A 26,485-nucleotide genomic window follows, 5' to 3' on the forward strand; every position below is an offset into this window, starting at 1 on the left:
ATTAGCTGCACCCTTCCCACTGCCGGGCGGGTCAGGGACTTTCACCCGTTAGAACGTGTGCCCGCCGGGCACACAAAACAGCGCAGATAATGTTTCCATTACCTGCGCCATTTTCCCTTTTATGCTTTTAAATATTTATTACATTTATTTCTGCACAATATTGATAATCCTTCCCGGCACATAGATTTCCTTCACAATATTGCCGGTCAGCTTATCCTTTACAGCTTCCTTGCCTTTCGCGATGGCATCCTCCTTGGATATGTCCGCCGGAAGAGCTACCACTGCCCTTGTCTTTCCGTTGACCTGGACAGCGATCTCCACCTCGTCGTCCTTCATGGCATCCTCATCGTAGGACGGCCATCCTGCGTGGAAGACAGTCTCTGTGTGGCCCAGCTCCTCCCACATCTCCTCTGCCATGTGAGGAGCGAAGGGCGCCAGGAGAACAGCCATTGTCTCCATGGTCTCCCTGTCCACGCCGCCCTCTTTCTTGGCGATGGCGGCCAGGCTGTTGGTGTGCTCCATGAACGCGGAGATGACCGTGTTCAGGCTGAAGTTCTCCAGACGCGTTGTCACGTCGTAGACCAGCTTGTGACGCTCCTTGAGCATCTCCTTTGTGGCCTTGATATCCTTGTCCTTGCTGTCCTGCAGCAGGTTCCAGACTTTCTTGAGGAAACGGTACACACCGTCAATTCCCCTGTCGTCCCACTCTGCGTCCAGCTCCGGAGGTCCCACGAAGAGCTCGTACATGCGCAGGGAGTCGCAGCCGTAATCGCGGACAAGGTCGTCCGGGGACACCACATTCCCCTTGGACTTGCTCATCTTGATACCGTTCTTTCCTGTGATCATGCCCTGGTTGAACAGCTTGGTAAAGGGCTCGTCAAAGTCGATCACGCCGATGTCGCAGAGGAACTTTGTATAAAATCTGGAGTACAGGAGGTGAAGCACCGCGTGCTCCACACCGCCGATGTACATGTCCACCGGCAGGAGGGCGTCTGCCTTCTCCCTGGAAACCAGCTCCTTGTCATTGTGGTTGTCCACGTAGCGGAGAAAATACCAGGAGGATCCAGCCCACTGGGGCATAGTGTTTGTCTCTCTCTTGGCCGGCTTTCCGCAGACCGGACACTTGCAGTTTACCCACTCGTCGATGGCAGCCAGCGGTGACTCGCCGGTTCCTGTGGGCTCATAGGACTCCACATCCGGCAGCCGCAGCGGAAGCTCCTCCTCCGGAACGGGCACGGCGCCGCAGTCCGGGCAGTGCACGATGGGGATGGGCTCACCCCAGTAGCGCTGGCGGGAGAATACCCAGTCGCGCAGCTTGTAGTTGACAGTAGCGCGGCCAATTCCCTTCTCTTCTATAATGTGTGGGCCTTCCTTCTTCAGCACGGAGGACTCCATGCCGTTCCACTCGCCGGAGTTGATCATGACTCCGGACGCCTCTGTGTAGGCCTCTGTCATATTCTCGATCTCTTTCCCGTCCTTGGAGATAACCTGGATGATGGGAATGTCAAATTTCTTTGCGAACTCAAAGTCACGGTCATCGTGGGCAGGCACGCACATGATGGCTCCTGTACCATAGTCAGCCAGCACATAGTCGGAGAGCCAGATCGGCACCTTGGCGCCGTTCAGCGGGTTGATGGCGTATGTCCCTGTGAACACACCTGTCTTCTCCTTGTCCTGCATACGGTCCACGTTGGACTTCATGGAAGCCTCGTAGATGTATTTGTCCACAGCCTCCTTGTTCTCCGGTGTGGCCAGGGAAGCCGCCAGGGCGTGCTCCGGAGCCAGCACCATGAAGGTAGCGCCGTACAGAGTGTCGGGGCGAGTAGTGTAGACCGTGATCTTCTCCTCTCTTCCCTCCACCGGGAAATCCACCTCTGCTCCGTAGGACTTTCCGATCCAGTCTGTCTGCATCTTCTTAACCTTCTCCGGCCAGTCCAGCTTGTCCAGGTCGTTCAGAAGACGCTCCGCGTACTTTGTGATCCGCAGCATCCACTGGCGTAGATTTTTCTTTGTCACCTCTGTGCCGCAGCGCTCACATTTTCCGTTGACAACCTCCTCATTGGCAAGACCTGTCTTGCAGGAGGGACACCAGTTGATGGGGAACTCCTTCTCATAGGCGAGCCCCGCCTTGAACATCTTCACAAAGATCCACTGTGTCCACTTGTAGAACTCCGGATCTGTGGTGTTGACCTCCATATCCCAGTCATAGAGAGCCGCGATCTGGTTGATCTGCTCCTTGATGTGCTTGATGTTCTCAGCTGTGGATTTGGCCGGGTGTACGCCCATCTTGATGGCGTAGTTCTCAGCCGGAAGGCCGAAGGCGTCCCAGCCCATGGGATGGATGATATAGTAGCCCTGGAGAAGCTTGTATCTGCTCCACACATCGGAGATCACATACCCTCTCCAGTGTCCTACATGGAGCCCGTTTCCTGATGGGTACGGGAACATGTCCAGACAGTAATATTTCTCACGCTTGTTGCCGTTCTTATCTACCTTGGTATTCACCGGGTTCTTCTCCCAGTTTTCCCTCCACTTCTTCTCGATCGCCTTATGGTTATAAGGTACTGCCATTGTTCATTCCTCCTAAATACTTTGCGTAAATGTACACTATTTCTAATTTTACCATAGGAAGATTGTCTGTCAAGTTTTCACTTCGGATTTTGTGCATTTTATCGGGAAATTTTGCTGGACAAACCCCCTTTTTCTGAGATATGATATAGGAGTCTGCCACTCCCTTTTCAACATGGCTGAGGTCTTGGCTTTGAGGGCAGATATCCGACTTTATTTTCACCACACAGACACAAAAGATAAAAATATGAGAAAGAGAGGGGCAAACATGTTTGCACAGATTATCAACAGTTTAAGTGACCTGCTGTACACCTACATTCTGATCGTCCTTCTGGTTGGAACCGGCATCTATTTCACCATCCGGACACGGGGCGTACAGTTCCGCCTGCTGCGGGAAGCGATCCGGGTCGTCATGGAACCAAAGGACAGCGAGGACGGGCTCTCCTCCTTCCAGGCTCTGATGGTCTCCACGGCCTCCAGAGTAGGAACGGGAAATATTGCCGGCATCTCCACCGCCATCTGCATCGGCGGTCCGGGAGCTGTCTTCTGGATGTGGCTGACGGCTCTGCTGGGAAGCGCCTCAGCCTTCATTGAGAGCACTCTGGCACAGATCTATAAAAGGAAGGCCCAGGACGGTACCTGCTACGGAGGCCCCGCCTACTATATCCAGGCCGCGCTGAAAAAGCGCTGGTTGGGAGCCGTCTTTGCCGTATTCCTGATCCTCACCTACATGGTGGGCTTCAACATGGTGGCCTCCTTCAACATAACCGACTCCTTCAGGGCATACGGCTTTTTTAACGAGACGACTACTCCCTACGTCATCGGTGGCATACTGGCAGTCATCTTCTGTATCTGTATATTCGGCGGAAGCACGCAGATTTCAAAGATCACCGGTATACTTGTCCCTGTCATGGGTATCTTCTATCTGGCAGTAGCCCTCTTCATCGTTGTGACACACTTCAGCCTGATACCGAAGATGTTCGTGGATATTTTTACAAACGCCTTTGATTTCCAGGCCATCTTTGGCGGCTTTACAGGCTCCTGCATCATGCAGGGTATCAAGAGAGGACTTTTCTCCAATGAGGCCGGCGTCGGTTCCGCCCCTAATGCGGCCGCCAGCGCCTCCGTCTCCCACCCTGTCAAGCAGGGGCTTGTACAGATGCTCTCCGTGTTCATTGATACCATCGTGATCTGCTCTGCCACATCCTTTATGCTCCTTTGCTCCGGCGTAGCTCCAAGTGATGAGCTGAAGGGCATGCCCTGGGTACAAACAGCCGCGGCCGAAACTCTGGGAAGCTTCGGCACCACCTTTATCACCATCGCCCTGTTCCTGTTCGCCTTCACAACCCTGATCGGCAACTATTTCTACGCGGAGATGGGCCTTGGCTACCTCTGCGACAAGAAGCCCGGAAAAAAAATATTGTTCTTCTTCCGGATCTTCGCCACTGTCGTGGTCTTCGGCGGCTCCCTCATGGAGTTCAGCGTGGCCTGGAGTACGGCGGATGTCATCATGGGCTTTCTGGCGCTCATCAACCTTCCAGTCATCATCATCCTGGCCGGTCCGGCTCTGCGGTGCCTGAAGGACTACACCAGGCAGAAACGAGAGGGAAAAAATCCTGTCTTCCACGCTGCCTACATTCAGCTTGCGGATAAGACAGATTTCTGGAATTGATATTGTGTATCTGATTAAATTCATGTATAATAAATGTTAAGAAAAATACGTATGTCAAATACATAAAAAAAGGAGTGTTTCCCATGGTAAATTTATTGACAGGACCCAAAGGCAGCGGTAAGACCCAGCAGATGATCGAGCTTGCAAATCAGCAGGCAAAGGCATGTAACGGCAACGTAGTTTTTATTAAAAACAGCCACCGTGACACAAGCAGCGTGACGTTCGACATTCGTGTTGTATGCATGGACGATTACGAGGCTATCACAAACATTGACGAGTACATAGGCTTTCTCTACGGCATGTACAGCGCCAACCACGATGTAGAGTGCATCTTCATCGACGGCATCCTTAAAAGGGACCACATCAAGGCGGAGGATATGCCGAAGTTTGTGGATCGTCTGAAAAAGATCTCCTCTCAGTGCGGCATTGATTTCTATGTGAGCATCAGCGCTGACAAGAATCAGCTTTCAGATGTGGATCTGACCGACTGCAAGGTATTAAACTAACAAAGCCGGGGAATTTATTCTGAGCGAAGGAAAAAAGAGCTTCGGAACAGTTTTCAAAACTGGACCGAAGCTCCTTTTTTGTCTTTTTATCTTCTTTTCTATACCAGCCGCCTATGCGATCTCGTTGTACTTCTGGGCGATATTGAGGGCGTGATCGCCGATCCGCTCAAAGTCGGTGAGGATCTCGGAGTAAATAATGCCGGTATCCGCCTGGCAGGTTCCCTTTTGCATACGGGCCACCTGCCTGTCTCTGTAATCGTCTCTCATGTCGTCGATCTTCTGCTCATTCTGGGCCGTCTTCTGAAGGATATGATCCTTCTGCCCGTTTGTAAAGTTCTGGATATCATCCAGCGTCTTCAGGCACATATCCCGCATTTTCTTCAGCTCACCCAAGGCATCCTCCGAGAAGGTCTGCCCCCATTTTTTCAGGTTTACCGCATATCCGGCAATATTCATGGCGTGGTCGCCGATCCGCTCCAGGTTGCCTACCACTGTGTAGTAGCCGCTGATATTTTTCAGATCCTGGCTGGCCGACCCGGAGGACATGACGTGGACAATGTACCTGGATATCTCCACATTGAGATAGTCAATGTACTCTTCCCTCTCATCGATCTCCTCACTCTTGCTCACATCCCCCTTCAGCAGGGACTCAAAGCTGTCCTCAATATTCTGGCGCACCATGCCTGTCATGCGGCCCACCTCCTGCTCTACCTGAGCCTGGACAATGGCTGCCTGACCTACCTGGTAGCTGGTCTCAAAGGGCGTAATGTACTTGAGCCGCTTGATCTCGTCCTTCTCCTTCTCGCTCTCCGGCAGGATCTTCTCCGCCAGGCTGGCCATATAGGTTCCAAATGGAAGGAGGAGCAGGGTCGTCACTACGTTGAAGGTGGTGTGCACATTGGCAATCTGGGCCGCCGGGTTGTTCGGCGCTGTGGTGGCCATAAAGTCAACAAAGGGCGTCACGATACAGATAATCGTAAATATCGTGGTACCGATAATGTTGAACATGAGGTGGATGATGGTGGTCCGCTTCGCGTTTGTCCTCGTTCCGATGGAGGCCAGCACAGCCGTGATACAGGTTCCGATATTCTGCCCAAACAGGATGAATACCGCACTGTGCAGGGGCACCAGTCCCGCTGTCGCCAGCGCCTGCAGGATGCCGACGGAGGCGGAGGAGGACTGGATGATAGCTGTGAACACAGCTCCCATGGCGATGCCTGCCAGCGGGTTGGAGAAGGTGGTCATAAAGTTGATGAACACCTCGGAGCTCTGGAGGGGCACCATGGCATTTCCCATCATATCCATACCGATAAAGAGAACGCCAAAGCCCGCGATAACCTCGCTGATATGCTTTACCTTTTCCTTTTTCACAAACATGATACAGGCAACGCCGACAAAGGCGAAGAAGGGCGCCAGAGCTCCCACGTCAAGCGCAATGAGCTGTCCTGTGATGGTGGTACCGATGTTGGCACCCATGATTACCCACACTGCCTGTCTCAGTGTCATAAGTCCTGAATTCACAAATCCCACTACCATAACCGTGGTCGCCGAGGAGGACTGGATCACCGCTGTGATGATAGCTCCCGCAATGACGCCCTTAAAACGGTTCGATGTCAGCTTCTCCAGGATCGTCTTCATTTTGTTTCCCGCTGCCGTCTCCAGGCCGGTACTCATCATCTGCATACCGTACAGGAAGAGAGCAAGACCCCCAAGCAGCTGCAAAACCTCTGTAATTCCCATTTCTTTTTTCCATCCTTTGTTTTTTCAAATTTTTATACAAAGCCTGTCAGATGAGCGCCTCATAGAGAAGCACCATCAGAGGCATCGTAACAATACAGAAGATCACGGACATGACATTGATCACGCTGGCGTATCGGGCGTCCCTGCCGTGGATCTGGGCCAGCTGTGTCACCATGACCGCCGCCGGCGCGCTTGTGGCCAGGAGCACTACCATCAGGATGTACTCCGCATCCTGATGCAGGCTCACTGCCCCGCTGAAGGTAAAAATCAGTATAGCTATGACCGGAAAGAAGACCAGGCGTATAAAGCAGATAAAGTAGGGCCTCTTCTGCCGGAACACCCATCCCAGGTCCACATTCCCGATGATCATGCCCACCGCCAGCATGCTGGCCGGGCCGATCATGTCCCCAAAACCGCCGACACACTCGCCAACGATATAGGGAAGGCGAATACCGGTGGCAAAGAGGATAAACCCGATGACAATCGCTATGATGTTCGGATTGAGGAGGATCTTCCTCCAGTTCTTCTCCTGTCCCTGGCAGATCACGGACTGTCCGTGAGTCCAGATCAGGATCGTCTGCACGATAATGTACGCGGTGGTGTAGAAGACCCACTGCTCTCCCAGCACCGCGGACACAAGGGGAACGATCAGGTTGCCCGCGTTGCTGTACTCCACAGACGCCTTCTCGATCCCGTTAAAGTGCAGAGGCCCCGCCAGGAGCCGCCCCCCTCCGATCAGTATGATATGGACAAGGATGCAGGCCGCCCCCGCCAGCAGGAAGCCCATCAGCTTATCTGATGTAAAATCAATCTGAAACGCGTTGATGACCACACAGGGGGAGCAGATATACACCACCATGTTGGAGATGATCCTGCTGTCCTCCTCTTTAAATTTTCCTGATTTCACTGTCAGAAAGCCCACCAGGCCCATGAGGAACAGGACTGCGATCTGCTCTGCCAGCAGTATGCTTATCTCCATGGTGTCTCTTTCATCTCACTTCTCCTTTGTAATGAATTCTTTATCGCAAAGCTCTTTATCGTGCATCCTCCGCGCCAAAATCCCTACTGCTGCTTCACGGCCGTAACTGTGTTGGCCGGCGTTCCCTCCTGGTACTCCAGGGTGACACTGTCCCCCTCCTGGTACCGGATGATATCCAGGCAGTCCGCCACCGGCACATCGAAGATCTCTTCGGAGCCCTCCACCATGACGTAGTAGTGGGAGTTGCCGTCCACCACAGCCTCCGCCATCCGGGTGATCACACCGGTGACTGTCATAGTCTCAGCCACCTCAGCCTCCTCTTCCTCTTTGATGCCATTGCTCACCAGGAGCTCACGGTAGTTTTCCTGGCACTCGCTGACGCTGTCCCCGATGGCCACGATCTGGTATTTCTGCACATTGACCATGGCGTACTTTTTCACCAGTCCGGCGTCGTCCTTCAGAGCGATAAAATAGGTGGGCTCATCCGCTATATTCAGCAGCAGCGGGAAGGTTGCCTGGTACTTGAGATTTTGTACCTGCCCCTCTGCCGAGTCCATGGCCGCCTGCTCGGTGGCGCCCTCCACCTCGTAATACTTGGTCTCCATGGTCCTCTGGTTTGCAAGGACAAACCCCACGTTGGACTGATCACCGTTGACGGAGGTCACACCCGTGTACATCCACACGTCATCGTCCATCGCAAGATAATTATATCCCTCTGTTGTCTGCAGGCAGTCTCTCTGTCCCAGGATACTGTTGAAAAATCCGTGCTTCAGTGTGCCGTAATAGTCAAAAAGATCAACCAGAAGGTCAGCCGAGTACACTCTGTCGATCCACTGAGGCGCGTCCTCCACATCACAGGTGGTCGTCTCTCCCGTGATGGCATTGCAGAGGACTACTCTTCCTACCGTCTCCCCGCCAAAAAGGCCGATATTGAATTTTTTCACCGGGGCGATCCAGTAGGGCACCCCCTCCTCGTCTATCTCAAAGCTCAGCTCCCCATAGATATAAGTGGGGTGAGCAAACCGCAGATGACGGTAGATATTCCGGTTAAAATATTCGCTCGTGGAATATTTGATCCCCTCATCCAGCTTTACAAGCTCCGTGTTCTGGCTGGCCATGTCAATGAGGATGTAGGCCGGGATCCCTTCCGACCTGTTCGTCAGCCATTTGATGGGGCTGGCGTATTTCAGCGGTGTGACTCTGACAGGACGGTCCTGGTAGTTGATCTGGCTGTAGATGTCATCCGCCTCAAACTGGGAGACCATGTCCACCATGCTCCCCATCTTCCTGTCTCCCAGGATTTCCGCTGAATCCTTGTCAAGGAGCGGGATCTTGTCAAAGGAGAGCTCCTCTATATCTTCCGCAAAATCGCCCTCCTCCACTGTCATAAGCTGCTGATATTTCTTTGCGTTGATGACAGGGGAAGATAGCAGTGTTCCGGCCAGATATACGATGCCCACACCCAGGATCAGTCCAAGGAAAAACTTCATAGGACGGGACTTTCTGATCTCCCCTCTCCCCAGCCGTTTCCTCGCGGCATAAGCAACCGCGAGGACCACCAGCAGGAAGAGAAGGAAAAACCAGGTGTCCGAAGAATGGATATTGACTGCCGGCAGCGCAATATAATAGTAGATACCTGCAAGAAGCACCAGCGCAATACCCAGAATGATCTTTTTACTCTTTTTCATAATTCCTCCTTTTTGAGGGAGTTAGAATTTCTTTCTCCACATATATGAGAATAACATCAAAAAGGGGAATATTTCAAGCCTTCCGGCCAACATATCAATACAAAATACAAATTTTGAGAACAGGGAGTAGTCCGCAAAGCTTCCCACAGGCCCTGTCAGGTTCAGTCCCGGGCCCACATTTCCAATGGTGGTCAGGACAGAGCCTACATTTGTGGTAAAGTCAAAGTTGTCCAGGGACACGAGCAGGACGGAAACAATGGCAATGAAGCCGTAGGCCATCAGGTAGATGTACACGTTGTGGATCGTGTCCTCCCCCAGCTTTTTCCCGCTCAGGCGCACCACATTGACAGACTTGGGATGGGCCATCTGCTTGACCTCCTTCCAGATGCTCTTCAGGGAGATCAGAAGGCGGGACACCTTGATGCCGCCTCCTGTGGATGAGGCGCAGGCTCCCAGGATCATCAGAGCCGCAAGGACACTCTGGGAGAACACGGGCCAGAGGGTGTAGTCTGCCGTGGCGTAGCCGGTGGTGGTGATGATGGAGGCCACCTGGAAGGCCGCATAGCGGAATGCCTCCAGGACAGAGCCGTACAGGTGGCAGGTGTTGGCGGTAATAGCCGCGATAGCGCCGCCGATGATCACAAGATAGGCCCGCAGCTCCTCATTTTTGAAGACCGGCTTAAAGTCTCTGAGCACCATAAAAAAGTACAGGTTGAAATTGACGCCAAAAAGGATCATAAACACGGTGATAACCCCGTCCAGATAGGCGCTGTCAAAATGTCCCACGCTGTCCGCGTAGTTGGAAAATCCACCGGTTCCGGCTGTGCCGAAGGCGTGGATCAGGGAGTCGAACAGGTTCATGCCGCCCGCCATCAGGAGGATGACAAGGATCACGGTAAGGACAAAATACATGCCGTACAGTATCTGGGCCGTCTCTCTGGCTTTGGGTACCAGCTTATCCTTCTCCGGCCCGGGCACCTCGGCTCTCATCAGATGGATAGAGCTCTGTTTGTCCAGATTTGTCAGCACCATGACAAAGACCAGCACGCCCATGCCTCCCACCCAGTGGGTAAAGCTCCGCCAGAAGGTCATACAGCGGGGCAGCACCTCCACATCCCTCAGGATGGTGGAGCCTGTCGTTGTGAATCCGGACACGGTCTCGAAGAACGCGTCCATATAGTTTGGTATGGAGCCGGACAGGAAAAAGGGCAGGGCCCCGAAGAGGGACCAGAGTATCCAGGCCGAGGACACGATAAACAGCCCGTCTTTCCCGTAAAGCCCTGGATTTTGCGGCTTTTTCAGGCCTGTCATGAGAAAGAACACAAACAGGACCGCCGCCGTGACGACAAACCAGACCGCACAGGCCTCTCCGTAAAGCAGTCCCACAAAGGCCGGGAGCAGAAGCAAAAGAGCCTCTACCCCCATCATTTTCCCAAGGATATGTAAAATCATTTTTTTGTTCATATCTGTCTACCTCTATCTGCGGAACATCTCTCTTAAGTCCTCTGTCCCGCGCTCTGTCGTGACAATGACAACACTGTCCCCCGCCTGTATCCGGTCATCTCCTCCGGGGATGATGATCCTTCCCTTCCGCCCGATGCAGGCGATCAGATACTCCGGCTTTGTGGGAAGCTCTTTGAGCGGCACGTCCGTGTACTCGCACTCCTGACGGATCAGGAACTCAAGGGCCTCCACCTTGCCCTCCACAAGGCGGTACAGGGTCTCCACATTGGCGCTCTTGATGGATTTCCTCCTGGCCCGCACATAGCTCAGGATGGCATCCGCCGTCACGCTCTTGGCGGACACGATGCTGTCAATGCCCAGCCCCTCCACCATCTGCGCCCGGGAATCCTCGTTGACCTTTGCGATGATCTTCGGCACGTTCTGGGTCCTGGCAAACAGCGCCATGATAATGTTCTCCTCATCCATCCCGGTCAGCGCCACCAGTGCGTCCGCACTCTCGATCCCCTCCTCCAGGAGAAGGTCGTGGTCGGTGGCATCTCCGTGGATGATGGTTGCTTCGGGGAGGAGCTCTGTCAGCTTTTCGCACCTTGCATAATCCTTTTCGATGATCTTCACATGCATCCTGCTGTGCTGCAGCTGGTGAGCCAGGTAGTAGCTGACACCTCCCCCGCCGCAGATGAGGACGTTCTTGACCTTCCCTGTCCTCTTGCCCAGGGCGTTGAAGAAGTTCTCAAGCTCTCTGTGGGTGGCTGCAATGTGGATCCGGTCGCCCTCCTCAAGGACTGTGTCACCGTTGGGGATGAAGACCTCTTTGCCTCTGCGCACGGCACAGACAAGGATACGGATCTGGTATTTTCTGTATATATCTGCCAGGGACAGGTCCTTCAGCCTGCTGTCAGCGCGCACGCAGAATTCGACAAGCTCCACTCTGCCCTTTACAAACGTCTCCACTTTACTTGTGTCCGGAAAGAGCAGCACCCTGGCAATCTCGTGGGACACAGCCAGCTCCGGATTGACTGCCATGCTCAGATGCAGGTCCTCTTTCAGGAGTCCTATCTGACGGTAATAAACAGGATTTCTGACCCTCGCAATGGTGTGCTTTGCCCCCAGTCTCTTCGCCAGCAGACAGCTCAGCATATTAAGCTCGTCTGTGGATGCACAGGCAATGACCAGGTCAGCGTGAGGCACGTCCGCCTCCTTCTGCACCTCCACATTCGCGCCGTCGCCGGTGATGCAGAAAATGTCCATGCGGTTCAGGGCTTTCTTCAGCTTCCCTGCGTTCTGGTCGATCAATACGATATCATAATCCTCTTCAGACAACTGGGCGCACAGCTTATGCCCCACCTTTCCGTCGCCAATGATAACTATCTTCACCTTTTTATACCTCTTTTTCCCATATTCTCTTTAGAACCTCTGTACATTTCCGATATACAGCAACAGGATTATAGCACTTTTGTATCTGCTCTGCAATACGGAAACAGGCATGAAAAGGGCGGCATACATCACAAAAAAATGTATGCCGCCCCGGCCTCTTTTTGTGCTATTTTCACACCTGCATTTTATCTATGATTTCGCGGAAAAGCTTCTATAGATAAGAGCGTGTTCTTATTCCTCCGCTGCCCTCTTGGCGATCTCCGCCTCCTGCACATCGTGAGGCGCCTGCTCATAGCGGGCAAAAGCGTACTCGTATGTACCCCGGCCTCCTGTCATGGAGCGGAGGGTTGTGCAGTAGCCGAACATACCTGTCATGGGCACGTCCGCCTCAATGACCTGGCGTCCGCCGCTGACCGGGTTCATGCCCAGCACACGGCCTCTCCTCTTGTTCAGATCACCCATAATGTCTCCTGTGTACTCGTCAGGCACTGTAACCTTCACAGACGCGATGGGCTCCAGAAGGATCGGATCGGCCTCCATAAAGCCCTTCTTGAAGGCCTGAATGGTGGCTGTCTTGAAGGCCATCTCAGAGGAGTCTACCGGGTGGTAGGAGCCGTCGTAGAGCACTGCCTTGACGCCCACCACCGGATATCCGGCCAAGGGCCCCTTCTGAACAGACTCCTGAAGTCCCTTTTCCACAGCAGGGAAGTAGTTCTTTGGCACAGCGCCTCCCACAACTTCTTCCTCAAATACATAGGGGGTCTCCAGGTCGCCGGAGGGCTCGAAGCGCATCTTGACATGTCCATACTGGCCATGTCCGCCTGTCTGCTTCTTGTACTTGGAGTCCACGTCTGATTTCTTCCGGATTGTCTCCCGGAAAGCAACCTTCGGGGTCTCCAGGAGAATCTCACATTTATATCTGGAGAGGAGCTTGCTGGCCACGATCTCCAGGTGCTGGTCGCCCATGCCGTAGAGAAGGCTCTGCCGGTTCTCACTGTCGTTGACAGCCTTCAGCGTCACATCCTCTGCCATCATCCTCTGGAGAGCCTGGGACACCTTGTCCTCATCGCCTTTGTTCTTCACCACATACTTCATATATGTATAGGGCTTGGAGTAGTCGGTCTTGCTGTACACAACCTGGGTTGTCTTGGCAGAGAGAGTATCTCCTGTCTGGGTGTTGGGCAGCTTGGCGATGGCTCCGATATCCCCCGCGAACATCTCGCTCACCTCCACCGGCTTGTTGCCGTTCATGGTGTAGATCTTGCCCAACTTCACCTCTGTGTCAGAGGAGGTGTTGTAGAGAGTGTCATCCCCCTTCAGCACGCCGGAGCACACCTTGATGAAGGAATATTTTCCGATAAACGGATCCACCATTGTCTTGAAGACGTAAGCGCTCTTGGGCGCGGAGAAATTGTAGTCAGCCTCAAAGATCTCGTTGGTGGTCCGGTTCAGTCCGGCGCATTTTCTGCAGTCCGGGCTGGGGAAGAAGCGGACGATGTCGGACAGCAGGTTGGCAACGCCCTGGGCCTGGATGTTGGAGCCCATAGCCACCGGAACGATATCCCCGTCCATGACCTCTGTGCGCATGGCGGCCCGGATCTCCTCCACGGAGAACTCCTCGCCCGCAAAGTACCGCTCCATGAACTCCTCGCTTGTCTCCGCCACGGCCTCCAGAAGCTTTTCCCTGTATATCTCCAGGTTGGGCTTGCAGTAGTCCGGGATCTCGCATTCCTCTCTCTGGCCGATGCCTGTGTACCGGCGTCCAGCGTTCTTGATGACATTGACATAGCCTACCAGCTTCTCATTTTCGCGGATGGGCTGGAAGTGGGGCGCGATCACCTTGCCGTAGCGGTCTGTGAGCTGCTGCACGACCTCGCGGAAGCTGGCGTCGTCCACGTCCATCTCTGTCACATAGACCATGCGGGGCAGGTTGTACTTGTCACACAGCTCCCAGGCCTTCTCCGTGCCGACCTCCACGCCGGCCTTGCCGGAAACAACGATGACCGCCGCGTCCGCCGCGCTGACTGCCTCCTCTACCTCGCCAACAAAGTCGAAATATCCCGGCGTGTCCAGGACATTGATCTTAGCCTTCTCCCACTCGATGGGCACCAGTGTTGTGCTGATGGAAAATTTACGTTTCTGCTCCTCTTTATCAAAATCGCTGATGGTGTTGCCGTCCGTTACTTTTCCCATACGGCTGATAGCACCGGAGACGTAAGCCATAGCCTCCACAAGGCTTGTCTTTCCGCTTCCTCCATGTCCCAAAAGGACCACGTTTCTGATTTCGTCCGTTCTGTAAACCTTCATATAGCTGCCTCCTTGCGTTTGTAAAATCTCATGGGTATATTGTACTAAAAATTTTCTGATTTTACAACTCTTTCATGCAAGTTTTACAAATTCAATACTCTTTTGACAACTTCTGTCAATCGTAGTAAAATTTTTAGCAGACAGCCGCATAAGCCTGCTCACAGGCGGACAGGCGACTTCTCCCGGAGCAAAGAATGAAACGGGGCGGCTTCAGCTTACAGAGAGGAATTTGACAGTACATGGATCAGAAGAAAAAAATTGGTTTTATCGGACTGGGACTCATCGGCGGCTCCATCGCGAAGGCCATCCGGCAGTACTATCCCGATTACACCATCACCGCATTTGACAAAAACAAGGAGACGCTGGCCCTGGCCACCCAGGAGTCGGTCATCGACGTGGCGGCCACCCACATTGACGACAGCTTCCGGGGGTGCAGCTATATTTTCCTGTGCGCCCCTGTCTCCTACAACAACGCCTACCTAAAGCAGGTCTCCCAGTTTCTTAATGAGGACTGCGTCCTGACAGACGTGGGCAGCGTGAAGACCAGCATCCACAGAGAGGTGGAGCGGATGGGGCTTGGAAAATACTTTATCGGCGGCCACCCCATGGCCGGCTCGGAGAAGAGCGGCTACGCCAACTCCAAGGCCATGCTCATCGAGAACGCCTACTATATCCTGACTCCCACCGAGGAGGTGGAACAGGCAAAGGTGGAAGCGTTTGAGGCATTTGTTGAGAGCCTGCGGGCGCTTCCCGTTGTGCTGGACTACCGGCAGCACGACCAGATCACCGGCACCATCAGCCACCTGCCCCACATCATCGCCGCCAGCCTGGTGTGCCTGGTGCGGGACACGGACACAAAGGATGAGCTCATGAAGCAGCTGGCAGCGGGCGGCTTTAAGGACATCACAAGGATCGCCTCCTCCTCTCCCACCATGTGGCAGCACATCTGCCTGAACAACAGGGAAAATATTTCCGTCATCCTGCAGCGGTATATCAATATGCTGGTGGAGGCCAAAAAGGCTGTGGATGAGGGGGACGAGCAGGCGCTGTACCAGCTCTTTGACAGCTCCAGGAATTACCGCAACTCCATCCCGGGAGGATCCTCGGGCCCCATCAAGAAGGTGTTCGCGGTGTACTGCGACATCATCGACGAGGCGGGCGGAATTGCCACCATCGCCACTATTCTTGCGTCCAACAACATCAACATCAAGAATATAGGTATTGTGCACAACAGAGAATTTGAAGAAGGGGTTCTGCGGATCGAGTTCTATGACGACGCCTCCTCGCGGAAGGCGGCTGAGCTTCTGCAGAAATACAGGTATATCGTCTATGAGAGACAATAGCAGGATCATCCGCCCGGCCGGGCGGCCATTTAACGGGGAGATCACCGTGCCCGGAGACAAGTCCATCTCCCACCGGGCAGTCATGTTCGGCGCTATCGCCAAAGGCACCACCCGCATCCGGAATTTCCTCATGGGGGCGGACTGCCTCTCCACCATTGACTGCTTCCGTCGGCTGGGCGTCCAGATCGACGTGGAGGCCGCCCCGGGACAGGTGACGGTTCACGGGAGAGGGCTGAGGGGACTGAAGGGGCAGCAGGAGCCGGCGGCATCAATTGTATTGGATACAGGAAACAGCGGCACCACCACAAGGCTCATCTCCGGCATCCTGGCGGGACAGGATTTCCCCTCCCTCCTCTCCGGGGACTCCTCCCTGAACACCCGTCCCATGAAACGGATCATGGAGCCCCTATCCCAGATGGGAGCCCGGATACGCAGCGTCAAGGGAAACGGCTGCGCGCCCCTCGCCATTGAGCCGGGGCAGCTCCACGGCATCCACTACACTACTAAGGTGGCCTCCGCCCAGGTAAAATCTGCCATCCTGCTGGCCGGTCTGTACGCGGACTCACCCACCTCCGTGACGGAGCCCGCCCTCTCCAGGAACCACACAGAGCTGATGCTGAAGGGCTTCGGGGCAGATGTTTCTTCTATTACAAATGAGGACGGCACGGCCACGGCGTCCATCCGGCCCTGCCGGGAGCTGTTCGCCCAGGACATTGTGGTGCCCGGGGACATTTCCTCCGCAGCCTACTTTATTGCCGCTGCCCTCCTGGTACCGGGCTCCAGCCTGCTCATCAAAAATGTGGGCATCAATCCCACCCGGGCGGGCTTTCTTTCAGTCTGCCGCGACATGGGCGGGGATATTACCCTCCTGAACGAGCGGCAGGCCGGCGGCGAACCATCCGCCGATCTTCTCGTAAAACACAGCTCCCTCCACAGTGTCACTATAGAGGGCGGCCTGATCCCCACCCTCATTGACGAGCTGCCCATGGCCGCAGTTCTGGCCGCCTTTGCCGATGGAACCACTGTGATCCGGGACGCAGCAGAGCTGAAGGTCAAGGAGAGCGACCGCATCGCCACTGTCACCGCCAACCTGCGGGCCATGGGCTGTGACGTCACTCCCACAGACGACGGCATGATCATCCGGGGCGGCAAATCTCTCCACGGCGCCGTCCTCGACAGCTACCTTGACCACCGCGTCGCCATGTCCTTCGCCGTGGCGGGTCTCGCCGCCAGCGGTGAGACCCGCATCAGGGACGCCAATTGTGTAGACATTTCCTTCCCTGGGTTCTATGATTATTTCAACTAATGCAATTTCAGACGTAATACTTTTTAAAAGTATTACGTCTGCATCTACGTTAACCGGTGTACTATTGTGTCAATTGTCTAGTAATATCTGACCTTTACATTCTTCCCCAGCTTCTGAACGCAGTCCTTCAGCTGCTCCACCAGGTTCATCCTGACGCTCAGGTCAAAGGGCAGATTGGAGTTCTGGTGGGCCGGATTCAGGGCCTTCCCCACAAAAAGGTGGAGGTCCGTGCACTCCTCTATAATGAGCTTGGCCAGCATTGAGGCCCCGTTTTTCGCATCCAGCTCATTGAAAAACTCCTCGTCAAATTCATCCTGCTCGTACTTTTTCAGGATACTGAGAGCCTTCCCGATGGTCAGCACGCCCTCTGTCACAAGATCCAGCCCCTCGATGGAGGCTGTGGGCGGAACTGATGGATCCGCGTAGTCCACGGAAGTGACGATCTCTTTTTTCAGAACGCGGGCGGCGATATTGGCGCTGGTCCCGCCGCAGACCACCTTTTTCCCCTCGCTCTTCATGAAGTCGCAGATCAGCTGCTCGTCATCCTCCTTGTTGGTAGGCGGCCCTGTGAAAATGTTGACTACCTGTCTCTCGATGACTCTGACCACAGCCACCGTGGTGTCGTCCCCGGGCTTTTCCCCGTACAGGTCATAGCAGGCCTGGGACAGCATGGCCGCAAGCCGTGAGGCGGACAGGGTCTCCTTTGTACATTTCAGGGTGTACTGGGCCATGTCCTTCCATGTCCAGCCGAAATTGAGCAGTTCCCCCACTCCGGCGTAGATCACTCCGTCGCTCATGAGGACAAAGCAGTCATTGATCTTCACCTGAAACCGGTACTCCCGTATCTTCTTGTCCTCTATAAAGCGCTCCTCATAGGGATAGTCCACGATCTTCTTATCCCGCACAAAGACGCAGGACGGATTGTCAAATTCCACCAGATAGGCATTGCCATCATGAAAGATCTGGAGGATGCTGAAGGTCGCATAGGCTACCTGACGCACCTGGCAGATGGGCAGCGTGCGGGCAATGGTCTCCACGCAGGACTCAATGGACGCTCCGTTCAAAAACATGGTCCCCAGTATCTTGGAAGTGAGAGTGGCCAGTATGTTGGCTTTCACGCCACTTCCCATGCCGTCTGCCAGGATCACAATATCTGCATTCTCTGTGTGCAGCACCTCCACCTTGTCGCCGCACAGCTCTTCATTATGTTTATTCAGGCTTTTCCACGAAATATCCAGACAAACACTCATATCAATCTTCCTCTTCAAACAAAATGGAGTCCCGCAGCTTGGACAGGGTCACCTTGGTCTCCGCCGTTGTCTCCCCCAGGAGCCCGGCAATCTCCTGCGCCACCATCATCTGCTTGTCAATAACCTTCTGGGCCATCTCCACTGTCTCCATTTTCAGGTGGTAATGCTGCTCCTTCGCCTTCTCCTCCCTGGACACGTCCTGATAGGTGACAAGCACAGACTCCAGCCTGTCTATGTAAATGATGCTCTCCACCACAGGCAGACCAGCAGGCTCCAGGCGAATTTTCTTCCGGATGATTGGCTCCCTCGTATCCAGCACCTGATCTATATCGTCCGACTCGATAAACTCAAATATGTACCGCTCCAGCGCCTCCTCCCTGGAGACCTCCAGAATCTTCAGAGCCTTTTTGTTGCACTCCCGTATCCGCATCTGGCTGTCCACAATGAGGATCATGCTGGGCGTCACGTCCATGACGACATTGGACATGGACTCCGCCTGGGCCACCGCGTTGGGAAGGCACATGCCGATCTCCGCCTTCCCCTGGAAAACGGCCGTGGCCTTGGCCCGGCAGCTGGGATAGCCACAGGCTCCGCAGTTGAGCTCATCGGACTTCGTGTATTTTCCCATGGCCCGGAGCACATCCTCCATCTGCTCCTCCGTTGGCGCCGGATCCTCCACTCGGCGGTCCATAAAAGTCTTGTGCATGTCTACATTGGTTCCGCTGGTCTCCTCTGCCGGCCCCCGCTTTACCGCATGCCTCTCCACGTCCATCTTGGCCCGGACCGCAGAGCGGTTCCATTTGTCTGAGGCAGGTCCCTTGACGCAGCCCCCCTCGCACACGTTTACCTCAAAAAAGCAGCCCTGTATCTCCCCTTTTTTCAGCTCCTCAAAAAGCTCCATGCAGGCTGACAGGCCGTCCACAGCCACCTTGTAGTAGCCCCCCTGCCCCTCCAGGGGTGCTCCCGGTCCTGCCAGCACAGAGTGGATGATGCCTCCCCCCACCGGGTAGAGCTGATTGACCATAGGGCAGGGATTTGCCAGGGGCTCATCCTCGCAGGCAGACACATGAATCCCCGCCATCTCCCACCACTTCACCACTTCCTCAAAGGTCAGGATGGCGTCCACCGCTCCGCTCACCCGCTCGTCCCCCTCGGCCTCCGCCTTCTTGGCAATGCAGGGTCCCAGGAAGACCACCTTCACATCCTCCCCGTAGATCTGCCGGATCAGCCGCCCGTGGGCGATCATGGGGGACACCACAGGCGCCATCAGAGGCACCAGCTCCGGGTAATATTTCTCGATCAGGTCATTGACGCTGGGGCAGCAGGTAGTGATGATATTGGTCATCTCCCCGGCCCGCAGCAGCTTCTGATACTCGGCCGTCACAAGAGCCGCCCCCTCAGCTGTCTCCCTGACTGCGTAAAATCCCAGCTTTTTGAGAGCTGAGACGACCTGTCCCGGGCGTTCGTAGTCCAGCACCCCCAGGTAGGAGGGCGCAATGGAGATGATCACCTTCATTCCCTGGCGCAGATATCCACGTACCCTGTCCATATCGCTGGCAAACTTCTTTGCGTTCTGGGGACAGACCTCCAGACAGTGGCCGCAGTTGATACAGTGATCCTTCATGATGTGGGCCTGCTCATTCTGCACGGAGATCGCCTTCACCTCACAGTGCCGCACACATTTATAGCAGTGACGGCAGCTTGCATCCTTAAAATCTATAACTCTCACCTTTGCCCTCCTTTTACAGCGCTCTTTCCATATTTATGCATATTATAGCATCCCGGGTGCAGGCAGGGCAACGAAAAAGGCTGAAATCAGCACCCCACAGGACTTGTTTTTATACAGAAGCAGACGTACAATATAAGTATTACATAAGAGGGAGGGGAGCCGGTATTTCCATCGCAAAATATCGGTTCAAACAAAAAAGATGTCTGAATTTGAAAACCACAGAAAAAAAGCCCGGGAAATGCAACAGGCCCAGGAGGCCAGGGAGCGGGCTGTCCAGGAGGTACGGCGCTCCAGAACTCATTCCCGGAGGAAAAATGACCAGAAATTCTTTCTTTTCGTCTTTGTCACCATTATCCTCGGCATCGCGGCTGCCGCTCTCCTGTCTGTCTTCTTTCCGTCAGGCGCAAAAAAGGCAGATGACGGGAAAGCGGAGCCTGTCAGCGCCCAGGCTCAGACTTATACGCCGTCCACTGTCACCTGGACAGCGGCGGGAGATATTGTCTTTCACCTGCCCTTTCTGGAGTCAGGCGTGTATCTGAATTCGTCGGACGGCACCTACGATTACACATCTATATTCGACCACTGCCGCCCGCTCCTTGAGTCGGCTGATTTCTCCACAGTCACCATGGAGACCTCCCTGGCCGGTGAGGAGGCCGGGTACAGCGGCTATCCCATGTTCAAGGCCCCGGACGCGCTGGCTGACGCGCTGGCCGCAGACGGATTTGACATGGTCAACCTGGCCAGCAACCATGTGTACGACGGGCTGGACGAGGGACTTTCCCGCACCATGGAGGTCCTGAGCCAGAAAAATCTCCAGTACATGGGCACCCGGCCGGATAAAGACCACAAGAAATACAATGTAGTCGATGTAAACGGCATCAAAGTGGGCGTGCTCAGCTATGTGTACGAGACCACCGCCGGGAGTGGCTCCAAGTCCATCAACGGTATTGCCCTGTCTGACGCAGTCGCTCCTCTTATCAACTCCTTTGATCCCAGCAATCCGGATGTATTTTACAGCGAGGTGGAGGCCTCACTGGCCGCCATGAAGGAGGAGGGCGTCCAGTACACCATCGCCTACATGCACTGGGGCACAGAGTATCAGACCCAGCAGTCCCAGGAACAGACAGATATGGCCCAAAGGCTCTGCGATATGGGCATCGACACCCTCATCGGCAGCCATCCCCACGTGATCCAGCCGGTAGACGTACTCACCTCATCGGACGGGGAGCACCAGATGCTCTGCTGCTACGCCATCGGAAATTTCCTCTCCAACCAGCGCAGCGAATACATGCAGGCGGAAATGCCCACCGGCGAGACAGAGGACAGCTACCTGCTGACACTGACTCTCTCCAGCGACAAGAAGGGAAAGGTCACACTCACAGACGCGGCCTTCACTCCCATGTGGACGTACCGCTATGAGACCGATGCCGGCGCCGCCTTCGCGGTCCTCCCGGTAAATGACACCTCCTCCCTGGAGGAGACCACCGGACTTTCCGGCATCAAGGCTGAGGCGGACGAGTCCGCCGCCAGGACCCAGGCCATCATCGGAGAGGGCGTGGAGAAGGTAAAAGCCGCGCTGCCCCTGAAATCCGCCATATAGAAAAATGCCATATGGGAAGACGCCATATAAGAAAATAATGCCAAAGAAAAATGCACTGCCCGCGTGGGAAATCCTCCCACATGCGACAGTGCATTTTCTTTTATTTCTTCTATTTTATAATTGTCAAGATGTCTTCCACTGTCTCTGCCAGGTAGTCCGCCCCGGCCTGCGAAAGCTCCTGCCTGCTTCCATATCCGTAGAGAACACCCAGGCTGTCCACGCTGTTTGCCCTGGCCCCCTCCACATCGTGGAACCGGTCTCCCACCATCAGCACCTGGGCCGGATCCGTTATATTGCAGCAGTCCATGGCGTAGGCGATGACCTCGTCTTTGCCTACCCTTGTCTCGTCCATGGTAGCCCCTGCCGCATAGGCAAAGTATCTGGTCAGGCCAAAATGCTCCAGTATCTGCCGGGCAAAGTACTCCGGCTTAGACGTGGCCAGCACCAGCGTTTTCCCCCTGCGCTTCAGTTCCGCCAGCATCTCCTCCATGCCCTCATAAACCTTGTTCTCGAAAATGCCCCGGTCTTTATAGTACTCCCGGTACAGCTTAATGCCTCTCCTTGCCTCCTCCGGGGTAAAGCCGTAAAAATCCCGGAAGGAGTCCGCAAGCGGCGGCCCGATAAAGCGGTACAGCTTGGTCCGGTCTGTCTCCTCGATTCCAAAGCCCTTCAGGGCGTACATGACAGAGCCTGTGATGCCAACCCCCGGGTCTGTCACCGTGCCGTCAAGGTCAAACAGAATGTATTTGTACTCTTTCATTTTCTTCCTCCTTGTTCCCTGCTTCCCTCTTGCTATATCCAGGCCTCGCAGCCAGGCGTCAGAGGCACCAGATATATTTATACTTCCATCTCTGCCATCCCCGCAGCCGACTGTACATCTCCGCCCCCGTCTTCCTGTATATGTCCATCGCTTTCCTGTACTCCCGGGCAGACGGACGTTTCTCATTAAACATACTTTCCAGCACAAGCTGATACAGCCATCTCATCTCCTGCTCCTTAATACTGTCCCACATATCCGCCATGCGCCGGCAGGTCTCCTCTCTCAGGGGGCTGCTCTCCTTCATCCCCATCGTACGGCTCCTGTCATAGATCGTTCCGTAGATGGCCTCCACCGCTTTTGTTCTGTTTCTTCCTCCCAGGACGCGCAGCCGCCTTTTTCTGCGGACTGCTGCCTGCAGGAAAAATGCGCCTATGACGCATCCCACTATAGCCAGAAGGAGAGCCGCCCTTCCCGCGATCCGCATAGCACCTGGCCCGGCCTTCTCCTGGTCGCCCGCCTGCCCGTGCCGCAACGCGCTGTCAGAAGCTGTCTGCGTCTCACTGCCTGGTGAAGCGCTCCCATCGGAAGCAGGAGTGTGCTCCCGCACTGTCCACTCTCCATCCTCAAATGTCTCACACCAGGCGTGCCCCATGGTCCCGTCCGCCACCGCCAGATAGGTCCCGTCCGCCTGCCTGGAAAAGGCCGAGGCCGGGACAGCGTAGCCCTCCACATATCTGGCAGGGTATCCCATCATCCTGTACATAAGGACAGCCGCTGTGGCAAAATGCACACAGAATCCTCTTTCACTCTCAAACACAAAATACTCCGCGAAATCTTCCCCTGTCGGTGTTCTTCCCGGCTCCGTGTCATAGACAGCCTTCTGCGTCAACTCTCTGTCAATCTGTTTTTCTGCCTCCTCCACTGTATCTGACGGCCAAGAGGCGCACAGCTCCTCCAGACGATCCAGTCCCTCCGGCCAGGAGAGAAAGAGACTATCTCTTCCATCCTCACCGGACGTCTCCTCCCACGACTGCCCTGTGTAAGCGCCGCCCCATCGGAGGGGATAGTAGACGGTTCCGTAAGGAGCCTCCTCCAGCCTCACATCCACCGCTGCCGTCCCGTCTGGCGAAAACCTGGCAACTGACGCCAGGTCGGTCATCCCGTCCGCTTCTGTGTCCCAAGGAAGAGTACCAGCCCCGCTATCTCCGGGCGTCTCACTTTGCTCATCCGAAGCGGAAGGAGCCTCCTTTGCAGCCACTTCCGCTCTGTCTTCCTCCCTTTCCCGCGGCAGCTGTTCTTCTTCCTCCGGTCTGTCGTCTGCCTCTTCATCCTGACCTTCCATGCGCAGCCGGACGGCATTCAGATTATCCACGACTCCGGTCTGGATCGCCTGCCTGGTCTGACTGTAAAAGCCGTCTTCCTCCAGGCGGATCACATCTGCCGCTCTGCCTGCCAGCACGGACACTCCTCCCAGCACGAGGAGAGTCACCGCAGCGATAGCGGTTCCCGCCCAGGCAGCGCCGGCCGGACCTGCCATGTCTCTTCCTCCCGCTCCCGCGGCAGTGAGATAGCAGCCCCCTGTCACAATCAGCATCCAGGTCGCCCAGGCAGACGGAAAAGCTCCTTCCAGTATAGCTGCCAGTACGGGAAGCAAGAGGATCAGCACGGCTACCAGCTTTCCTCTTCCCCACCGGATCACCAGAAGCAGGATCGTAAGAAGAGGCACACAGACGAGCACCGCTGTGCCAACTGCCAGCGTCCCGGCTGAAAGGCTCCCCTCCTCCCAGAACCGGACTTCAAACCCTCTCTCCTGGTGTACCGCCAGATAGGCGTTGACAAGATGGGCCGCCGCCCCCTGTATCACATAAAAAAATCTCCAGCACAGAAGAGCCGCAGCCAGTATCACAGCCGGCACTGCCACTTTACGCCGCGGGCAGGACACAGCCCCGCCAATGATGACAGCCAGCACAAGTCCGGCGCCATACAGCCAGCTTCTACTCACCACCATCCCGGGAAAGACAGAAAAAAGACATTCCCACCAGGCTGCTGCCGCCAGACAGGTCACAAAGATACGCAGAGCAAAAAGAGATGCTCCGCCTTTCACAGACATATGTTTGACCTTTTCTCTTTTCATCTCTCTCCCCCTCTCAGACCTGCAGCAGCTCCTGCCTCTCTCCGTCGACGAGAATGTCTCCCCCATTGTCGATCGTCAGGACTGTGCTGAACCAGACGCCCCTGAATGCCTCCTCCCAGCAGGCGTCCGCCAGCTCTCTGTCGCTGACAGGCTCCATCTCCATCAGACTCCAGAGCAGTTCGTAGAGACTCTCCTCGCTGTCCACCCTCCGTTTCACGATCCGGCGGTTTTTCTCCTCCGGCCAGGCAGCCATATGCACACATTTGACCTCTGTCAGAGAAAAGCAAAGAGAGGCGGCGCTCCCCAGGATATGGTCGAGATCCTCTGCCATTTTCCGGCTCTTTTGGAAGTCAATCCGCACCAGCACAGCTGTCCCCAGAGGGAAGCTGTTTTCCTTCACCATCACAGCATCCTCCTTGGCGCTAATCTTCCAGTGGATGTTCCGCGCCGGATCCTGGGGCCTGTACTCCCGTATCTGATAAATCTGGGACGGGTCGTCCCCGCTCCTCTCCTCAGAGTACTCATCCGCATCTGCAAGAAATTCTCTTGTTCTCCTCGTCACCTCCACCGGCAGGAGCTCCATATCCGGCCAGATGCCCACTGCCTTCAGGCTTTCTGCCCTCACAGTCCTCTTGAATATCCCCAGCCAATCCCACAGAACCAGACCGGTCAGTTCGACCTCCAATCGTCCGCTCAGCTCCGCCCGGATCCTGACCGAAAGCTTTCTCGTCCTGCCAGGGACAAGATAACAGGAAACACGCTGCCTTCTGCCTGGGAGAAAACGGCTGCCTGCGCGTAGGCTGACCCGACACCTGACAGGAAACCGATATCTGCTCTTTACAAGGACAGGCACCTCTATCTCCTGCCCCTTTTCCCCCATATCCGGCACAAAGCCGAGGCGCGCCTCCACCGCTCTTTTCGCCCCCGCAAGGAAAAACCAGGCAGCGGCCGGATAGAGGATCTCCAGGATCAGAACGGTCGTCACCACTGTATCGTTCAGTATAAAAAACAGATAGCCGGTAAAAACCACAGCCACTGCATACAAAATGATCCGAAGCACCATATTTATCCCCGCCTTATCCTGATGGAGGGCGCCGGCACCTTCTCTTCGATTTGTCTCAAAAGATCAGCCGGACGGACATGTCCCACTCTGGCCTTTGCCGACAGCTGGATGCGGTGGGCCGCTGTGTCAACAAAAATTTCGGACACATCCTCAGGAACAACATATTTTCTCCCTTTCAGCCAGGCCCTGGCCCTGCTCATAGCCGCCAGGGCCACCGCTCCCCTCGGACTCACACCCAGGGAAATCAGGCCGTGGCTTCTGGTTGCCTCCACAAGGTCCGCTATATATCCATAGATGAGGTCGTGGACATAGGTATCTGCCGCCTCTTCCTGCATTTTGCACAGAATATCCGGGCCGAACACATTGCTGGTCCTGACAGCCGGCCGTCCCTTCTGATTCCTTTTGAGTATCTCGATCTCATCTTCCTTATCCGGGTATCCCATGGTGACACAGATCATAAAGCGATCCAGCTGGGAGTCCGGAAGCAGCTGGGTTCCGGCTGAACCTGCAGGATTTTCTGTAGCCATGACAATAAAAGGCCGGCCGGTCTTTCTCGTCACGCCGTCCACAGTCACCTGCCCCTCCTCCATCACCTCCAGAAGAGCGGACTGGGTCTTGGGCGAAGTGCGGTTGATCTCATCCGCCAGAAGGAAATTGCACATGGCCGCTCCGGGCTGATAAACAAATTTCTCCAGCTCCTTTTTATAGATGGTAAATCCGGTCAGATCAGAGGGCAGCACATCCGGCGTAAACTGCACTCGCTTCTCCTTCAGTCCCATAGCCCTGGAGAAAGCCAGCGCCATTGTCGTCTTCCCGGTGCCCGGCATATCCTCCACCAGAATATGGCCGCCCGCCAGGATAGCCGTCATGATCTTCTCTATCACCTGGTCTTTTCCAACGACAGCCTTCTCCACCTCGCGGATGACTCCCCAGGCTGCCTCCTGATATGCTCCATTCATTATAAATCCCCTCTCCCCTTTTTCGTATCATGTATACCTGCCA

At 55.1% G+C, this 26,485-nt stretch carries 18 protein-coding genes; 5 read left to right on the plus strand and 13 right to left on the minus strand.

Annotation, left to right across the window (positions count from 1 at the left end; genetic code table 11):
• Positions 1-144: 144 nt before the first annotated feature.
• Positions 145-2,571: a leucine--tRNA ligase gene (gene leuS, locus FGQ86_RS04425; RefSeq protein ID WP_033127117.1), complete on the minus strand. Its 2,427-nt coding sequence runs from the start codon at positions 2,569-2,571 to the stop codon at positions 145-147.
• A gap of 265 nt (positions 2,572-2,836) precedes the next feature.
• Between leuS and FGQ86_RS04430 the strand changes: the two genes are divergently transcribed.
• Positions 2,837-4,240 (plus strand): alanine/glycine:cation symporter family protein, encoded by a 1,404-nt coding sequence (locus tag FGQ86_RS04430; RefSeq protein WP_138303072.1) that lies wholly within the window; start codon positions 2,837-2,839, stop codon positions 4,238-4,240.
• 83 nt (positions 4,241-4,323) lie between these two features.
• On the plus strand, positions 4,324-4,746 hold the full coding sequence (locus FGQ86_RS04435; RefSeq protein ID WP_138303073.1) for a hypothetical protein: 423 nt from the start codon (positions 4,324-4,326) through the stop codon (positions 4,744-4,746).
• Between the two features lie 111 nt (positions 4,747-4,857).
• On the opposite strand, the gene FGQ86_RS04440 is transcribed toward FGQ86_RS04435, so the two are convergent.
• From FGQ86_RS04440 to FGQ86_RS04465, 6 genes are all read right to left on the minus strand, one after another.
• Positions 4,858-6,486 (minus strand): Na/Pi cotransporter family protein, encoded by a 1,629-nt coding sequence (locus tag FGQ86_RS04440; RefSeq protein ID WP_138303074.1) that lies wholly within the window; start codon positions 6,484-6,486, stop codon positions 4,858-4,860.
• A 46-nt stretch (positions 6,487-6,532) separates the two neighbouring features.
• Positions 6,533-7,465, minus strand: coding sequence for an AEC family transporter (locus FGQ86_RS04445; RefSeq protein ID WP_033126313.1), 933 nt, complete (start codon positions 7,463-7,465; stop codon positions 6,533-6,535).
• An 83-nt stretch (positions 7,466-7,548) separates the two neighbouring features.
• Positions 7,549-9,153, minus strand: coding sequence for a hypothetical protein (locus FGQ86_RS04450; RefSeq protein ID WP_033126314.1), 1,605 nt, complete (start codon positions 9,151-9,153; stop codon positions 7,549-7,551).
• A gap of 21 nt (positions 9,154-9,174) precedes the next feature.
• Complete coding sequence (locus tag FGQ86_RS04455) at positions 9,175-10,617, minus strand: TrkH family potassium uptake protein (RefSeq protein WP_033126315.1); 1,443 nt, start codon at positions 10,615-10,617, stop codon at positions 9,175-9,177.
• A gap of 12 nt (positions 10,618-10,629) precedes the next feature.
• The gene (trkA, locus tag FGQ86_RS04460; RefSeq protein WP_033126316.1) at positions 10,630-11,991 is read right to left on the minus strand and encodes a Trk system potassium transporter TrkA; all 1,362 of its coding nucleotides are present in this window, start codon (positions 11,989-11,991) and stop codon (positions 10,630-10,632) included.
• Between the two features lie 231 nt (positions 11,992-12,222).
• Positions 12,223-14,298: an elongation factor G gene (locus tag FGQ86_RS04465; protein WP_138303075.1), complete on the minus strand. Its 2,076-nt coding sequence runs from the start codon at positions 14,296-14,298 to the stop codon at positions 12,223-12,225.
• A gap of 239 nt (positions 14,299-14,537) precedes the next feature.
• Here FGQ86_RS04465 and FGQ86_RS04470 point away from each other — a divergent pair, with 239 nt between their 5' ends.
• Together FGQ86_RS04470 and aroA are read left to right on the plus strand one after the other, a co-directional pair.
• Complete coding sequence (locus FGQ86_RS04470) at positions 14,538-15,641, plus strand: prephenate dehydrogenase (protein ID WP_033126318.1); 1,104 nt, start codon at positions 14,538-14,540, stop codon at positions 15,639-15,641.
• Complete coding sequence (gene aroA, locus FGQ86_RS04475) at positions 15,628-16,947, plus strand: 3-phosphoshikimate 1-carboxyvinyltransferase (protein WP_138303076.1); 1,320 nt, start codon at positions 15,628-15,630, stop codon at positions 16,945-16,947. The genes FGQ86_RS04470 and aroA overlap by 14 nt, the downstream gene beginning before the upstream one ends.
• 77 nt (positions 16,948-17,024) lie before the next feature.
• Here the strand turns inward: aroA and FGQ86_RS04480 are convergent, their stop codons facing one another.
• On the minus strand, positions 17,025-18,197 hold the full coding sequence (locus FGQ86_RS04480) for a SpoIIE family protein phosphatase (protein ID WP_033126319.1): 1,173 nt from the start codon (positions 18,195-18,197) through the stop codon (positions 17,025-17,027).
• A 1-nt stretch (position 18,198) separates the two neighbouring features.
• A complete protein-coding gene (locus FGQ86_RS04485) occupies positions 18,199-19,926 on the minus strand; it encodes a [Fe-Fe] hydrogenase large subunit C-terminal domain-containing protein (RefSeq protein ID WP_033126320.1) in 1,728 nt (575 codons plus the stop codon).
• 238 nt (positions 19,927-20,164) lie between these two features.
• On the opposite strand from FGQ86_RS04485, the gene FGQ86_RS04490 reads away from it, so the two are divergent.
• Positions 20,165-21,526 (plus strand): CapA family protein, encoded by a 1,362-nt coding sequence (locus FGQ86_RS04490; protein WP_171031510.1) that lies wholly within the window; start codon positions 20,165-20,167, stop codon positions 21,524-21,526.
• Between the two features lie 109 nt (positions 21,527-21,635).
• Here FGQ86_RS04490 and FGQ86_RS04495 read toward each other — a convergent pair whose 3' ends face one another.
• From FGQ86_RS04495 to FGQ86_RS04510, 4 genes are read right to left on the minus strand one after another with little or no spacing between them, the layout of a single operon-like run.
• A complete protein-coding gene (locus tag FGQ86_RS04495) occupies positions 21,636-22,286 on the minus strand; it encodes an HAD family hydrolase (protein ID WP_138303078.1) in 651 nt (216 codons plus the stop codon).
• A 58-nt stretch (positions 22,287-22,344) separates the two neighbouring features.
• Positions 22,345-24,420 carry a transglutaminase-like domain-containing protein gene (locus tag FGQ86_RS04500; protein ID WP_033126323.1) on the minus strand — a complete coding sequence of 692 codons (2,076 nt, stop codon included), beginning with the start codon at positions 24,418-24,420 and terminating at the stop codon, positions 22,345-22,347.
• A 13-nt stretch (positions 24,421-24,433) separates the two neighbouring features.
• Positions 24,434-25,483 carry a DUF58 domain-containing protein gene (locus FGQ86_RS04505; RefSeq protein WP_138303079.1) on the minus strand — a complete coding sequence of 350 codons (1,050 nt, stop codon included), beginning with the start codon at positions 25,481-25,483 and terminating at the stop codon, positions 24,434-24,436.
• A gap of 2 nt (positions 25,484-25,485) precedes the next feature.
• Complete coding sequence (locus FGQ86_RS04510) at positions 25,486-26,442, minus strand: MoxR family ATPase (protein WP_033126325.1); 957 nt, start codon at positions 26,440-26,442, stop codon at positions 25,486-25,488.
• Between the last annotated feature and the right edge of the window lie 43 nt (positions 26,443-26,485).

Source organism: Clostridium sp. BSD2780061688st1 H5 (assembly GCF_005845155.1).
In the GTDB taxonomy this organism is placed as follows: Bacteria; Bacillota; Clostridia; order Lachnospirales; family Lachnospiraceae; genus Claveliimonas; species Claveliimonas intestinigallinarum.

Excerpts from the sequence above, each read along its gene's own strand:
- leuS (WP_033127117.1), bottom strand. The coding sequence starts at position 2,571 with ATGGCAGTACCTTATAACCATAAGGCGATCGAGAAGAAGTGGAGGGAA.
- FGQ86_RS04430 (WP_138303072.1), top strand. The coding sequence starts at position 2,837 with ATGTTTGCACAGATTATCAACAGTTTAAGTGACCTGCTGTACACCTAC.
- FGQ86_RS04435 (WP_138303073.1), top strand. The coding sequence starts at position 4,324 with ATGGTAAATTTATTGACAGGACCCAAAGGCAGCGGTAAGACCCAGCAG.
- FGQ86_RS04440 (WP_138303074.1), bottom strand. The coding sequence starts at position 6,486 with ATGGGAATTACAGAGGTTTTGCAGCTGCTTGGGGGTCTTGCTCTCTTC.
- FGQ86_RS04445 (WP_033126313.1), bottom strand. The coding sequence starts at position 7,465 with ATGGAGATAAGCATACTGCTGGCAGAGCAGATCGCAGTCCTGTTCCTC.
- FGQ86_RS04450 (WP_033126314.1), bottom strand. The coding sequence starts at position 9,153 with ATGAAAAAGAGTAAAAAGATCATTCTGGGTATTGCGCTGGTGCTTCTT.
- FGQ86_RS04455 (WP_033126315.1), bottom strand. The coding sequence starts at position 10,617 with ATGAACAAAAAAATGATTTTACATATCCTTGGGAAAATGATGGGGGTA.
- FGQ86_RS04465 (WP_138303075.1), bottom strand. The coding sequence starts at position 14,298 with ATGAAGGTTTACAGAACGGACGAAATCAGAAACGTGGTCCTTTTGGGA.
- FGQ86_RS04470 (WP_033126318.1), top strand. The coding sequence starts at position 14,538 with ATGGATCAGAAGAAAAAAATTGGTTTTATCGGACTGGGACTCATCGGC.
- aroA (WP_138303076.1), top strand. The coding sequence starts at position 15,628 with ATGAGAGACAATAGCAGGATCATCCGCCCGGCCGGGCGGCCATTTAAC.
- FGQ86_RS04480 (WP_033126319.1), bottom strand. The coding sequence starts at position 18,197 with ATGAGTGTTTGTCTGGATATTTCGTGGAAAAGCCTGAATAAACATAAT.
- FGQ86_RS04490 (WP_171031510.1), top strand. The coding sequence starts at position 20,165 with ATGCAACAGGCCCAGGAGGCCAGGGAGCGGGCTGTCCAGGAGGTACGG.
- FGQ86_RS04495 (WP_138303078.1), bottom strand. The coding sequence starts at position 22,286 with ATGAAAGAGTACAAATACATTCTGTTTGACCTTGACGGCACGGTGACA.
- FGQ86_RS04500 (WP_033126323.1), bottom strand. The coding sequence starts at position 24,420 with ATGAAAAGAGAAAAGGTCAAACATATGTCTGTGAAAGGCGGAGCATCT.
- FGQ86_RS04505 (WP_138303079.1), bottom strand. The coding sequence starts at position 25,483 with ATGGTGCTTCGGATCATTTTGTATGCAGTGGCTGTGGTTTTTACCGGC.
- FGQ86_RS04510 (WP_033126325.1), bottom strand. The coding sequence starts at position 26,442 with ATGAATGGAGCATATCAGGAGGCAGCCTGGGGAGTCATCCGCGAGGTG.